General features: G+C 61.9%; 13 protein-coding genes. 10 read left to right on the top strand and 3 right to left on the bottom strand.

What is annotated here, in order from left to right:
• Positions 1-185: 185 nt before the first annotated feature.
• A complete protein-coding gene (locus KI237_RS12920; protein WP_060741973.1) occupies positions 186-800 on the top strand; it encodes a GNAT family N-acetyltransferase in 615 nt (204 codons plus the stop codon).
• Here KI237_RS12920 and KI237_RS12925 read toward each other — a convergent pair.
• Entirely contained in the window at positions 766-1,659 is an 894-nt protein-coding gene (locus tag KI237_RS12925) for a LysR family transcriptional regulator (RefSeq protein WP_212800135.1), read from the bottom strand. The two genes, KI237_RS12920 and KI237_RS12925, sit on opposite strands and share 35 nt — an antisense overlap.
• A gap of 87 nt (positions 1,660-1,746) precedes the next feature.
• Complete coding sequence (locus KI237_RS12930; protein WP_212800136.1) at positions 1,747-1,980, bottom strand: hypothetical protein; 234 nt, start codon at positions 1,978-1,980, stop codon at positions 1,747-1,749.
• Positions 1,981-2,165: 185 nt separating this feature from the next.
• On the opposite strand from KI237_RS12930, the gene KI237_RS12935 reads away from it, so the two are divergent.
• The 3 genes from KI237_RS12935 to KI237_RS12945 all read left to right on the top strand — a co-directional run bounded on the left by KI237_RS12935 (position 2,166) and on the right by KI237_RS12945 (position 4,587).
• A complete protein-coding gene (locus tag KI237_RS12935) occupies positions 2,166-2,723 on the top strand; it encodes an NADPH-dependent FMN reductase (protein WP_212800137.1) in 558 nt (185 codons plus the stop codon).
• Positions 2,724-2,915: 192 nt separating this feature from the next.
• Positions 2,916-3,266, top strand: a complete 351-nt coding sequence (locus KI237_RS12940) for a metalloregulator ArsR/SmtB family transcription factor (protein WP_212800138.1) — start codon at positions 2,916-2,918, stop codon at positions 3,264-3,266.
• A gap of 37 nt (positions 3,267-3,303) precedes the next feature.
• Positions 3,304-4,587 carry an arsenic transporter gene (locus KI237_RS12945; protein WP_212800139.1) on the top strand — a complete coding sequence of 428 codons (1,284 nt, stop codon included), beginning with the start codon at positions 3,304-3,306 and terminating at the stop codon, positions 4,585-4,587.
• Between the two features lie 131 nt (positions 4,588-4,718).
• On the opposite strand, the gene KI237_RS12950 is transcribed toward KI237_RS12945, so the two are convergent.
• Positions 4,719-5,795, bottom strand: a complete 1,077-nt coding sequence (locus tag KI237_RS12950) for a DUF1853 family protein (RefSeq protein WP_502937087.1) — start codon at positions 5,793-5,795, stop codon at positions 4,719-4,721.
• Here KI237_RS12950 and KI237_RS12955 point away from each other — a divergent pair.
• From KI237_RS12955 to pepN, 6 genes are read left to right on the top strand one after another with little or no spacing between them, the layout of a single operon-like run.
• Positions 5,787-6,677 (top strand): NAD(+) kinase, encoded by an 891-nt coding sequence (locus tag KI237_RS12955; protein ID WP_003202709.1) that lies wholly within the window; start codon positions 5,787-5,789, stop codon positions 6,675-6,677. The two genes, KI237_RS12950 and KI237_RS12955, sit on opposite strands and share 9 nt — an antisense overlap.
• Positions 6,674-7,648: a metallophosphoesterase gene (locus KI237_RS12960; RefSeq protein ID WP_212800595.1), complete on the top strand. Its 975-nt coding sequence runs from the start codon at positions 6,674-6,676 to the stop codon at positions 7,646-7,648. Before KI237_RS12955 ends, KI237_RS12960 begins: the two co-directional genes overlap by 4 nt.
• Positions 7,645-8,517: a rhomboid family intramembrane serine protease gene (locus tag KI237_RS12965; protein ID WP_212800141.1), complete on the top strand. Its 873-nt coding sequence runs from the start codon at positions 7,645-7,647 to the stop codon at positions 8,515-8,517. The genes KI237_RS12960 and KI237_RS12965 overlap by 4 nt, the downstream gene beginning before the upstream one ends.
• 45 nt (positions 8,518-8,562) lie before the next feature.
• Positions 8,563-8,823, top strand: coding sequence for a YeaC family protein (locus KI237_RS12970; protein ID WP_212800142.1), 261 nt, complete (start codon positions 8,563-8,565; stop codon positions 8,821-8,823).
• Positions 8,820-9,650, top strand: a complete 831-nt coding sequence (locus KI237_RS12975) for a DUF2797 domain-containing protein (protein WP_212800143.1) — start codon at positions 8,820-8,822, stop codon at positions 9,648-9,650. Before KI237_RS12970 ends, KI237_RS12975 begins: the two co-directional genes overlap by 4 nt.
• A 13-nt stretch (positions 9,651-9,663) precedes the next feature.
• Complete coding sequence (gene pepN, locus KI237_RS12980; RefSeq protein ID WP_212800144.1) at positions 9,664-12,321, top strand: aminopeptidase N; 2,658 nt, start codon at positions 9,664-9,666, stop codon at positions 12,319-12,321.
• Positions 12,322-12,696: the final 375 nt, after the last annotated feature.

Here is a 12,696-nt window from a genome sequence, read left to right on the forward strand (position 1 = left end):
CGCGAGCAAGCTCGCTCCCACAGGGATCATCCATCGTTCATTTCTCGCCACAATCGCCACGACCTTCTAACCTGAGGTAACGGGCAGGCTACGGATCCCGCTTTGATGTGTGAAGATTTGAAAGGCAAGGGCAATGGATGGCAACACGCCGTTGGTTGCCTCAAGGAATGAGGACCTTCCCCAGTATGCAACCGGTCATGAATCCCAAGCACCCCGGGTTGTCGGTGCGCATCGTCGATGACGGCTTTGCCGCCTATATCTGGGGCAGTGACTTCAGCTTCGAAGTCAGCGACTACGCGACGGCGCAGATCGGTCGGCCCGTCAGCCAGTGGCCGGTGACGCCCATTGTTCCCTATCGCAAGTGCTATGGCATCGATCCCGAGGAGTTCAGCAGCTTCCGTGATGCCCCGGACAGCGAGATCTTCATGGCTTATCTCGATGACCAGCCCGTGGGGCATCTGGTGGTCAGTACCAACTGGAACGGCTATGCCCACATCGACGAGTTGGCGGTGCACGCCCCGGCCCGTCGCCACGGGGTGGCCAAGGCGTTGCTCGATGTCGCCCAGTTCTGGAGCCGCAAGAAAAAACTGCCGGGCATCATGCTCGAGACCCAGAACAACAATCTGGGTGCGTGCCGGCTCTATGAGCGGTGCGGCTACGTGCTCGGCGGTATCGATCACCTGCGCTATCGCGGGATTGACCGGCATACCGCCGAAGTAGCGTTGTTCTGGTACCGTCTGTTCGACGATCCGCTGGGCATGTCGATCAGTGGCTCAGCAACGCCTCGGCTTGTTCCGTAACCCGTTCCAGCAGCGATTGGACGGCGGGTGAGGGCGGCGTGCCGTTCAGGCTCAACGCATAGAGGCCAATCGCAATGGCGGGTGATACCGGACAGACGTCCAGGCCACTGCCCTTGGCACCCGAGGCGGTGAAGGGGTCGACGATGGCGAGACCTTCGCCGGCCTCGACCATGGCGCGCATCATCTGATGGGTCTGGACGCGGATCTGGATCATCGGCGCCGGACGCAGCGCCGCCAATTTATGCTCGAACGCAGGGCTCAACGGGTCATGGCCATCCAGGCCTACCAACGGCTGGCCCGCCAGGTCCTGGAGCGAAATGTATTTCTGTCGCGGTTGCAGCCAGCCGTGGGGCGCCAGCAATTGCAGTTTGCCCTGAGCGATCATCTGGCACTGGATGTCGGGGTGTTCAGGGTCGTGCAGGCTCAGGCCCAGGTCGCTTTCACGCAATAGCAGGCTGTGGACGATGTCGCGGGTCGGTTGGCTGAGCAGGGTGCAAGGCGCATCCGGATGGCGGCGACGCAAGGCGGCGATGCTCTGGGGCAACAACTGCTGGGCCAGCGGCGGGGTGCAGATAATGCGCAGGGGCGGTGCCTGATAGTGTTTCAGGCTGCTGGCCAGGCGCTGCACCGGTTCGAGGGTGTCGTACAGCCGCGTGATGCCGTCGCGCAGTTCAAGGGTTTCCCGGGTGGCCTGCAGGCGCCCGCGCACGCTGGCAAACAGCATGAAGCCCAACTGGGCCTCGGCATCGCGCAGGATCGCTTCGACCTCCGTCACCGGCAGTTGCAGCCATTCGGCCGCCGTGCCGAGGTGACCGGTCTGCAGCAGCGCCTGGATCACTTCGATGTGGCGTAAACGCATGCAAGAAGTCCATGTTCGGCGGGTGAGCCATTGAGTGGCTGAATCCTAACCCAAGTCCGGGCATGACTTCTGCTAATAACCAACAGCTTAAAGCGCTATTTGCGTTTCGGGTTCGCGCGTCAACTTGACGCCGGTCTGCACCAATTCAAACTCGTCCTCGTTGAGTTTCTTGACTCGATCACCGATCGCCAGCTTGTAAGTGGTGACAGGCTCCTTGCCGTTTCCGTCGGGCGACGGGGTCGATTCCTGAAACTCATGCACCGAGTAGACGCGACCTTCGGCGTCCCGCGCATGAAATTGTCCGACAAGTACTGCTGCCATTGCTTAGAACCTCTGGAAATAAAACACTCGATTTGCGGTTCTGTAGACCTTGGTCAAGCGCGGTAAGTTTTCCTACCTGAAAAAAATAGTCCAGCCGACAGGTTTTCGTCGCTCCACTGGTCCAATTGTCGTCCCGATCATCTATAACTACAGGCTCCTTTGAGCCGATAGTCGAGAAGCCTCTCATGAGTAATGTCTACACAGTGGCCGTTTTGGTGGGCAGCCTGCGCAAGGCATCGATCAACCGCAAGGTCGCGCTGGCACTGGCTGACCTGGCGCCCGCCAACCTCAAGCTGAACATCGTCGAGATCGGCGAGCTGCCACTTTATAACGAAGACATTGATGTAGCACCGCCGGCAGCCTACACCACATTCCGCCAGCAGGTGGGCGCGGCCGACGCTTTGTTGTTCGTCACGCCTGAGTACAACCGCTCTGTCCCGGCGCCGTTGAAAAATGCCATCGACGTCGGCTCGCGCCCCTACGGCCAGAGTTGCCTGAGTGGCAAGCCGGGCGCGGTGATCAGTGCCTCTCCAGGCGCCATCGGTGGTTTTGGTGCCAACCATCATTTGCGCCAGTCGCTGGTATTCCTTGATGTTCCCTGCATGCAGCAGCCGGAAGCCTACCTGAGCGGTGCCGGGACGGCGTTTGACGAGGCGGGCAACGTGTCGGAATCGGTGCGGCCCTTCCTGCAGAAGTTCATCGATGCCTACGGCAAGTGGGTCGAGCAACACAAGAAGGTTTGATACCCCTCTGAACTTCACCCCAAACCTTTGTGGCGAGGGGATGTATCCGCGCTGCGCCCCCAGCGGGGATAAATCCCCTCGCCACACGTGCATCGCTACCTGCAGGTGCATCGACCGCTGTAAATCCCCGCTTTACTGGATATTCGAATTTCCATATATTCGCGCCTTCGTACCTCCAGGTCGTCCTTCGCCATGCCTGATTCCCACAACCCCGTCGATGTCTTCAAGGCGCTGGCCGATGACACCCGTACGCGCATTGCGTTGCTGGTGGCCCGTGAAGGCGAGTTGTGTGTCTGTGAGCTCACCGCCGCGCTGGCCCTGAGCCAGCCGAAGATTTCCCGGCACTTGGCGCAGTTGCGTAACGCCGGCCTGCTCAGCGATCGGCGCCAGGGGCAATGGGTTTACTACCGTCTGCATCCGCAGTTGCCGGCCTGGGTCAGCACTTTGCTGGAGCAGGCGTTGGCGGCCAGCGCGGCGTGGCTGATGGCCGATGTCGAGCGTTTGGGTGCCATGGCTGATCGTCCGGTGGCGCGTTGCTGCTGATGTCCTTTTTTCAATCTTTCTTCCAAGGCTGTTGTGCATGCTGATCGCGTCGTTGATTTTCCTGCTGACCATTACGTTGGTGATTTGGCAGCCCAAGGGGCTTGGCGTCGGCTGGAGCGCGACGCTCGGCGCGCTGCTGGCATTGTTGAGCGGGGTGGTGCAGGTCGGCGACATTGCGCTGGTCTGGCAGATCATCTGGAACGCCACCGGTACGTTTGTCGCGCTGATCATTATCAGCCTGCTGCTGGATGAGGCCGGCTTCTTCGCCTGGGCGGCCTTGCACGTGGCCCGTTGGGGAAAGGGCAGTGGGCGCAAGCTGTTTGCGTTCATGGTGCTGCTGGGGGCGCTGGTGTCGGCCCTGTTTGCCAATGATGGGGCGGCGTTGATCCTGACGCCCATCGTGATTTCGATGCTGCTGGCGTTGCGGTTTTCCCCGGCGGCGACCCTGGCATTCGTGATGGGTGCCGGTTTCATTGCCGACAGCGCGAGCCTGCCGTTGGTGGTGTCGAACCTGGTGAACATCGTCTCGGCGGACTTCTTTGGCATTGGTTTCAACCGCTACGCGGCGGTCATGGTGCCGGTGAACCTGGTCAGTGTGGCGGCCAGCCTGGCGATCTTGCTGTGGTTCTTTCGTCGCGACATCCCGCGCGACTACGACCCCGATCAACTGGACGATCCGGCGACGGCGATCCACGACAAGGCAACGTTTTATGCCGGCTGGGTGGTGTTGGTAATCCTGCTGCTGGGCTGCTTTGCGCTGGAGCCGCTGGGGATTCCCATCAGTGCGATCTCGGCGGTCTGCGCTGTGCTGCTGCTGGCGGTCGCGGCCCGCGGCCACAAGATTTCCACCCGCAAGGCGATGAAGGAAGCGCCCTGGCAGATCGTGATCTTCTCCCTCGGTATGTACCTGGTGGTCTATGGCCTGCGCAACGCCGGGCTGACCGGCCACCTGGCCCATTGGCTCGACGGCTTTGCCGAATATGGCGTGTGGGGGGCGGCCATGGGTACCGGCGTGCTGACGGCGTTGCTCTCCTCGGCCATGAACAATTTGCCGACGGTGCTGGTCGGCGCCTTGTCCATCGATGCCAGCCAGGCCACTGGGGTGGTGAAGGAGGCGATGATCTACGCCAACGTCATCGGCAGCGACCTGGGGCCGAAAATCACACCGATTGGCAGCCTGGCGACGTTGCTGTGGTTGCATGTGCTGGAGCGCAAGAACATCCAGATCGGTTGGGGGTACTACTTCAAGGTCGGGGTCGTGCTGACGGTGCCGGTGTTGCTGGTGACGTTGGCGGCGCTGGCTGTGCGGTTGTCTTTCTAGACCGGGGTGGCTTCATCGCGAGCAGGCTCGCTCCCACAGTGGATTTGTGTTGTTTGCACCATTGATGATCTGCACATGACCCTGTGGGAGCGAGCCTGCTCGCGATGAGGCCCTGAAAGGCGCCGCAAAGCTCAACCGTTACCCGGCACATTGGGCCAAAGATCGGCCACCAGGAACACCCGTTCGGCTTCTTCCCACTCACCCTCGGCGTTTTCGCTCAGGCGCACCATCAACTGCGCTGGCGCCATGGGGTCCAGGGCCATTCGCCAAGTGTCCAATTGCGTGGTGCTCCAGGTTTGCTCCGCCGGATAATGCGCCGGTGCCAGCCAGGCGGCGCGGGGCAGGGGTTGCCAGCGCCCCGGTGGTCGTTGGTCGATAAACTCAGGCCAGTCTCGCTGGTGCAGCCAGCGCCCGCGCAAATGCCGCGGATGGGCACCGGCCGGCGGTTCGGCCTGGCCCGGCCAGGGGTACAGCAAGTATCCGCCCAGCCAGAGTTCGGAACGAAACAGCTCGACGCCTGAGGGCTCGATACCCAGTGCCGCGAGGGCCTCGCGGCTTTCCGGGCGGGCCGAGATCGGCAATTGGTGTTCGCGCAGATGCGCCAGCTTGCGGTCGAGCCGGTCATGGCAACCCGGGCCCAGCCATTGCGCGGCGTCCAGTCCGTTACCTTGTTGGGGGCCGAGGTACAACTTGATCGCCAGCTCCAGATGATGGATACCGTCACGATCGCGCAGCAGCAGGTCCAGTTCACCCAGGGTATGACCTTCGTGGCGGATTGGCAGGTTCGCGGCAACCAGTTCGATGCCAGGAGCGTGCTGCGCGGCAAACTGCCACAGCCGTTCGTAATACAGGCCAAGGCGTCGCGTCCTGCCCAGGGACAGGCAGTGCAGCAGTGGATAGCTGTCGCGATCCAGTTGTCGCAGCCAGTGCGCCAGCTGATCCGGTGCCTGCACCCAGTCACTGCCGGCCAGGGGATGGCGCTGGGGCCAGGGCGTGTCGATGAGCATCGGCGGGGCGATGATCGCCCACGCGAGGTCGCGCACTTCGGGATGGCGAAGGCGGCGGGGCAAGTCCAGCAATTCAGGGAACAGGATCATTTTGCGAGCATAGCCTGTGGCAAGGCTTAAAGAATTTTGTCTATGGAGCGCTTTCGCCCATAATCGTGGTTTTCGCCCGCCGCAGACCCTCGCAGGAGCCTCATGGAGCAATTTCGCAATATCGGCATCATCGGTCGCCTGGGCAGTTCGCAGGTGTTGGACACCGTTCGCCGTCTCAAACGTTTCCTCCTGGAGCGACACCTGCATGTGATCCTCGAAGATACCATCGCCGAAGTCTTGCCGGGCCATGGCCTGCAGACGTCGTCGCGCAAGATGCTGGGCGAGGTCTGCGACATGGTCATCGTGGTCGGTGGCGACGGCAGCCTGCTGGGGGCCGCCCGGGCCCTGGCGCGGCACAACATCCCGGTGCTGGGGATCAACCGGGGCAGCCTGGGGTTCCTCACCGATATCCGCCCTGACGAGCTGGAAACCAAGGTCGCCGAGGTGCTGGACGGCCACTACCTGGTGGAAAACCGCTTCCTGCTGCAAGCCGAGGTCCGTCGTCACGCCGAAGCCATCGGCCAGGGCGATGCCCTCAATGACGTGGTGCTGCACCCTGGCAAATCCACGCGCATGATCGAATTCGAGCTGTACATCGACGGCCAGTTCGTCTGCAGCCAGAAGGCCGACGGCCTGATCGTCGCCACGCCCACCGGTTCCACTGCCTATGCGCTGTCGGCCGGCGGCCCGATCATGCACCCCAAGCTCGACGCTATTGTGATTGTGCCCATGTACCCCCATACCTTGTCTGGGCGACCGATTGTGGTCGATGGCAACAGTGAGCTGAAAATCGTCGTGTCCAAGGATATGCAGATCTACCCGCAAGTGTCCTGTGACGGCCAGAACCATTTCACCTGCGCGCCGGGTGACACCATCACCGTCAGCAAAAAAGCGCAGAAGCTGCGCCTGATCCATCCGCTGGATCACAATTACTATGAAGTCTGCCGGACCAAGCTCGGCTGGGGCAGTCGGTTGGGGGGTGGAGGCGACTGATGCTCGATCCTGCGCGCAGTTACGATTTGATTGGTGACGTGCATGGATGCGCCCTGACCCTGGAACACCTGCTGGACCGACTCGGTTACCACAAGCAGGGCGGGGTCTGGCGGCATCCGTCGCGCATGGCTGTGTTCCTGGGGGACATCATCGACCGTGGTCCGCGGATTCGCGAGGCGCTGCACATCGTCCATGACATGGTCGTGGCCGGCCAGGCGCTGTGCATCATGGGCAACCACGAGTTCAACGCCCTGGGCTGGAGCACACCGGCATTGCCCGGCAGTGGCCAGCGCTACGTACGCGAACACACGCCACGCCACGCCCGCCTGCTCAACGAGACGCTGACCCAGTTCGAGCAGCATCCCGGCGACTGGCATGACTTTCTCAAATGGTTCTACGAGCTGCCGCTGTTTGTCGACGCCGGCCGGTTCCGGGTGGTGCATGCCTGTTGGGATGCGGGCCTGATCGAACCGCTGCGGGGCCTGTTCCCGGACGGTTGTGTCGATGAACATTTCCTCCAGGCCTCGGCGCAACCGGGCAGTTTTGCCTGCACGGTGTTCGATCGTTTGCTGCGTGGCACCGACATGCGCCTGCCCCATGGCCTGACGCTGACCGGTGGCGATGGCCTGACCCGTTCGTTTTTCCGCACCAAGTTCTGGGAAGACAACCCGCAGACCTACGGCGACATCGTGTTCCAGCCCGACGCCTTGCCCGAACCGGTGGCTCGCACGCCACTGTCGCCGGATGAAAAAAACAACTTGCTGCGCTATGGCGTCGATGAGCCACTGCTGTTCGTCGGCCACTATTGGCGCAGCGGCAAGCCCGCGCCCATTCGCCCGAACCTGGCCTGCCTGGATTACAGTGCGGTGCTCTACGGCAAGCTGGTGGCTTATCGCCTGGACCAGGAAACCCGCCTGGACCCGCACAAGTTTGTCTGGGTCGATGTCGAGCGGCCGGAGGTGGTGCAATGAGCGTCGTCGCGGTTTTGCGCCTGCCTCTGGCCGTGGACCTGAGTGGCTTCGTCAAGCTGCTGCAACGCATGCAGGTACCCCATCGTGTCAGCGAAGAGGCGGGCGAGCAGGTGCTCTGGGTACCGGATGAAATAAGTGAGGATGTGCGTTCGTTGTACGCACGTTTTCCCGCTGGCGATCCCGAGCAACAGTTGGAACTGCCGGACACCGGCAGCACTTCCCGGCGAGCGGGGTTCGTCCAGCAACTGACGCGCAGCCCGGTGACGGCCGTGGTGTTGTTGTTGAGCCTGATCGTCAGCGCGGTCACCCTGCTGGGGGAGAATCTTGAGGTCCTGCGCTGGCTGACCTTCCTCGAGTTCCGCATCGTTGGCGACTACATCCAGTTCACGCCATTGGCCGATAGCCTGGCGGCGGGGCAGTGGTGGCGCCTGGTGACGCCGATGCTGATTCACTTCGGCTTTCTGCACATCGCCATGAATGGCATGTGGTACTGGGAGCTGGGACGGCGGATCGAAGCGCGCCAGGGTGGCATCAACGTGTTGGGGCTGACGCTGCTGTTCAGCCTCGTCTCCAATTTTGCCCAGTACTTTTTCAGCGGCCCGACGCTGTTCGGTGGGTTGTCAGGGGTGTTGTACGGCTTGCTGGGCCACTGCTGGATCTACCAACTGCTTGCACCGAATCCGGCCTATCACTTGCCCCGCGGGGTGTTGGTGATGATGCTGGTGTGGTTGCTGCTGTGCCTGTCCGGGCTGGTTTCGCTGATCGGTTTTGGTGAAATCGCCAATGCGGCTCACGTCGGCGGGCTGCTCGTCGGGTGCTTCACGGGGTTGTTGGGCGGGCTGTTCGCTCGCCGTAAAATGGTCCTTTGACCGGCACCTGTGCCTTTTGAGAATGCGCAATTGCGCGGAGAACCCATGTCTTCCTTCAACGAAATGATCCAGAACATCACTCCCGACATCTACCGGAGCCTGAAACTGGCGGTGGAAATCGGTAAATGGGCCGATGGCAACAAGCTCACCGCCGAGCAGCGCGAGCTGTCGCTGCAGGCGATGATCGCCTGGGAAATCCAGAACCTGCCCGAAGACGAGCGCACCGGTTACATGGGGGCGCAGGAATGCCATTCGAAGTCCACTGAAGTGCCGAATATCCTGTTCAAGTCGGACGCCATCCATTGATCGAGATTGGCCGCGGTGCAATCAGCAAGATGTCGGCGCGCCTTGACGGGCCGACCGTTCAATACGCCTTTCGCCTGGGCGATGACGAGGTGCCGGTCAACCCGTTGATCGGCACCACGGTGCGCCTGGAGTACCTCGGTGCGATCCACTGTACCCACTGCGGACGCCGGACCAAGACCAGTTTCAGCCAGGGTTATTGCTACCCCTGCATGACCAAGCTGGCCCAGTGCGACCTGTGCATCATGAGCCCCGAGCGGTGCCATTACGAGGCAGGCACCTGCCGCGACCCGGCCTGGGGCGAGCAGTTCTGCATGACCGATCACGTGGTCTACCTGGCCAACTCCTCGGGCGTGAAAGTCGGCATCACCCGCGCCACGCAATTGCCGACCCGTTGGCTCGACCAGGGCGCCAGCCAGGCACTGCCGATCCTGCGGGTCGCCACCCGCCAGCAGTCGGGGTTTGTCGAAGACCTGTTCCGCAGCCAAGTGGCGGACAAGACCAACTGGCGCGCCTTGCTCAAGGGCGATGCCGTGGCGGTGGACCTGCCGGCGATCCGCGACTCGCTGTTCGAAAGCTGCGCCCAGGGATTGCAGGGCTTGCAGGAACGATTCGGCCTGCAAGCGATCCAGACCATAGCGGACGTCGACCCCATCGAGATCCGTTATCCGGTGGAGCAGTACCCGGCCAAGATTGTCAGCTTCAACCTGGACAAGAACCCGATCGCCGAAGGCACGCTGCTGGGGATCAAGGGCCAGTACCTGATTTTTGACACCGGCGTGATCAACATTCGTAAATACACGGCTTACCAGCTCGCCGTGCATCAGTAGAAGGATTCGACCCATGCGCACCGAACAACCGAAGATGATTTACCTGAAGGACTATCAGGCCCCCGAGTACCTGATCGATGAGACGCACCTGACCTTCGAGTTGTTCGAGGACCACAGCCTGGTCCATGCGCAACTGGTAATGCGCCGCAATCCCGAGCGCGGTGCCGGGCTACCGCCGTTGGTGCTCGATGGCCAGCATCTGGAACTGGTCTCGCTCAAGCTCGACGACGCCGACCTGGGGCAGGGCGACTATCAGTTGGACGACAGCCACCTGACCCTGCAGCCCAAGGCCCAGGCCTTCACGCTCGACACCACCGTTCGGATCCACCCGGAAACCAACACCGCCCTGGAGGGTTTGTACAAATCCGGCAGCATGTTCTGCACCCAGTGCGAGGCCGAAGGTTTCCGCAAGATCACCTATTACCTTGACCGCCCGGATGTGATGAGCAAGTTCACCACGACCGTGGTGGCCGAGCAGCACAGCTATCCGGTGCTGCTGTCCAACGGCAACCCGATTGCCAGCGGCCCCGGCGAAGACGGCCGGCACTGGGCGACCTGGGAAGACCCGTTCAAGAAGCCGGCCTACCTGTTTGCCCTGGTGGCCGGTGACCTGTGGTGCGTCGAAGACACCTTCACCACCCTGAGCGAGCGCACCGTGGCGCTGCGCATCTATGTCGAGCCGGAAAACATCGACAAATGCCAGCACGCCATGACCAGCCTGAAGAAGTCGATGCGCTGGGACGAAGAGGTGTACGGGCGCGAGTACGACCTGGACATCTTCATGATTGTCGCGGTCAACGATTTCAACATGGGCGCCATGGAGAACAAGGGCCTCAATATCTTCAACTCCAGTGCCGTGCTGGCCCGCGCCGAAACCGCCACCGACGCCGCGCACCAGCGGGTCGAGGCCATCGTCGCCCACGAATATTTCCATAACTGGTCGGGCAACCGCGTGACCTGTCGCGACTGGTTCCAACTGTCGCTCAAGGAAGGTTTCACGGTGTTCCGCGACGCCGGCTTCTCGGCCGACATGAACTCTGCCACCGTCAAGCGCATCCAGGACGTGGCGTACCTGCGTACCCACCAGTTCGCCGAAGACGCCGGCCCCATGGCCCACCCGGTGCGTCCGGACAGCTTTATCGAGATCTCCAACTTCTACACCCTGACCGTGTACGAAAAGGGCTCGGAAGTGGTTGGCATGATCCATACCCTGCTGGGGCCTGAGGGTTTCCGCAAGGGCAGTGACCTGTACTTCGAACGCCACGACGGCCAGGCCGTGACCTGCGACGACTTCATCAAGGCCATGGAAGATGCCAACGGCGTCGACTTGAGCCAGTTCAAGCGCTGGTACAGCCAGGCCGGCACGCCACGACTGGCGGTGACCGAGTCCTACGACGCCGCGGCCAAGACCTACAGCCTGACCTTTAGCCAGAGCTGCCCGCCGACCCCGGACAAACAGGAAAAGCTGCCGTTCGTGATTCCGGTCGAACTGGGCCTGTTGGACCGTCAGGGCGCCGAAATCCCCTTGCGCCTGGCCGCAGAAGCGGCGGCAAACGGCACGTCCCGGGTGATCTCGGTGACCGAGGCCGTGCAGACCTTTACCTTTGTCGACATCGCCGAACAGCCCCTGCCATCGCTGCTGCGCGGTTTCTCGGCACCGGTCAAGCTGAGCTTCCCGTACAGCCGCGACCAACTGATGTTCCTGATGCAGCACGACAGCGACGGTTTCAATCGCTGGGACGCCGGCCAGCAGTTGTCGGTGCAGGTGTTGCAGGAGCTGATCGAGCAGCACCAGAAGGGCTCGGGCCTGAAGCTCGATCCGCGCCTGGTCACGGCATTGCGCACGGTGCTGTCGGACGAATCCCTGGACCAAGCCATGGTCGCGGAAATGCTCTCGCTGCCAAGCGAAGCGTACCTGACGGAAATCAGCGAAGTGGCCGACGTCGAGGCGATCCATGCCGCCCGCGAGTTCGCCCGCCAGCAGTTGGCCGACAGCCTGTTCGAAGCCCTGTGGCTGCGTTATGAAGCCAATCGCGACCTGTCGAAACGCACGCCATACGTGGCCGAGGCCGAGCATTTCGCCCGTCGCGCGTTGCAGAACATCGCGCTGTCGTACCTGATGCTCACCGGCAAACCTGAAGTGCTGAGCGCGACCCTGGAGCAGTTCGACACCGCCGATAACATGACCGAACGCCTGACCGCGCTGGCGGTGCTGGTCAACTCGCCATTCGAGGCCGAGAAAGCCCACGCCCTGGAAGTGTTCGCGGAAAGCTTCAAGGGCAACCCGCTGGTCATGGACCAATGGTTCAGCGTCCAGGCCGGTAGCCCGTTGCCGGGCGGCCTGGCGCGGGTCAAGGCATTGATGGAACACCCGGCGTTCAATATCAAGAACCCGAACAAGGTGCGGGCGCTGGTGGGCGCATTTGCCGGGCAGAACCTGATCAACTTCCACGCCGCCGACGGCTCGGGCTATCGCTTCCTGGCCGACCTGGTCATCCAGCTCAATGGCTTCAACCCGCAGATCGCCTCGCGGCAGCTGGCACCGTTGACCCGCTGGCGCAAGTACGACAGCGCCCGCCAGGCGCTGATGAAAGCCGAGCTGGAGCGCATCCTGGCATCCGGTGGGCTTTCCGCCGATGTGTTCGAAGTGGTGAGCAAGAGCCTGGCGTGACCTTGGTGCCGCGGTCTGCCTGGTGGACCGCGGTGCCTTCATCGCGAGCAAGCTCGCTCCCACAGTAGATCTTCAGTGAACACATATTTGTGATCCACAGTAGATCTTCAGTGAGCACATATTTGTGATCCACAGTAGATCTTCAGTGAGCACATATTTTGTGATCCACAGGGATCTATTGTGGGAGCGAGCTTGCTCGCGATAGCGTCAGATCAGCCACCGCGATAGTCGCTCAAAGCCCAGCCATCACCCCACCGAATACCCCGTCATTCACCCTCGGCGCCAACCCCCCTGGTTAACAAAAGATAACGTGGCGTCGATTGTCAGACCTTTCGAAAGCCCGATAGGATAGGTCAGCTTCCGAAGTGGCTCTAG

Source organism: Pseudomonas sp. St316 (assembly GCF_018325905.1).
In the GTDB taxonomy this organism is placed as follows: domain Bacteria; phylum Pseudomonadota; class Gammaproteobacteria; order Pseudomonadales; family Pseudomonadaceae; genus Aquipseudomonas.

Bases quoted from the DNA above. Each gene is read 5' to 3' on its own strand.
- KI237_RS12920 (WP_060741973.1), top strand. From the start codon at position 186: ATGCAACCGGTCATGAATCCCAAGCACCCCGGGTTGTCGGTGCGCATC.
- KI237_RS12925 (WP_212800135.1), bottom strand. From the start codon at position 1,659: ATGCGTTTACGCCACATCGAAGTGATCCAGGCGCTGCTGCAGACCGGT.
- KI237_RS12930 (WP_212800136.1), bottom strand. From the start codon at position 1,980: ATGGCAGCAGTACTTGTCGGACAATTTCATGCGCGGGACGCCGAAGGT.
- KI237_RS12935 (WP_212800137.1), top strand. From the start codon at position 2,166: ATGAGTAATGTCTACACAGTGGCCGTTTTGGTGGGCAGCCTGCGCAAG.
- KI237_RS12940 (WP_212800138.1), top strand. From the start codon at position 2,916: ATGCCTGATTCCCACAACCCCGTCGATGTCTTCAAGGCGCTGGCCGAT.
- KI237_RS12945 (WP_212800139.1), top strand. From the start codon at position 3,304: ATGCTGATCGCGTCGTTGATTTTCCTGCTGACCATTACGTTGGTGATT.
- KI237_RS12955 (WP_003202709.1), top strand. From the start codon at position 5,787: ATGGAGCAATTTCGCAATATCGGCATCATCGGTCGCCTGGGCAGTTCG.
- KI237_RS12965 (WP_212800141.1), top strand. From the start codon at position 7,645: ATGAGCGTCGTCGCGGTTTTGCGCCTGCCTCTGGCCGTGGACCTGAGT.
- KI237_RS12970 (WP_212800142.1), top strand. From the start codon at position 8,563: ATGTCTTCCTTCAACGAAATGATCCAGAACATCACTCCCGACATCTAC.
- pepN (WP_212800144.1), top strand. From the start codon at position 9,664: ATGCGCACCGAACAACCGAAGATGATTTACCTGAAGGACTATCAGGCC.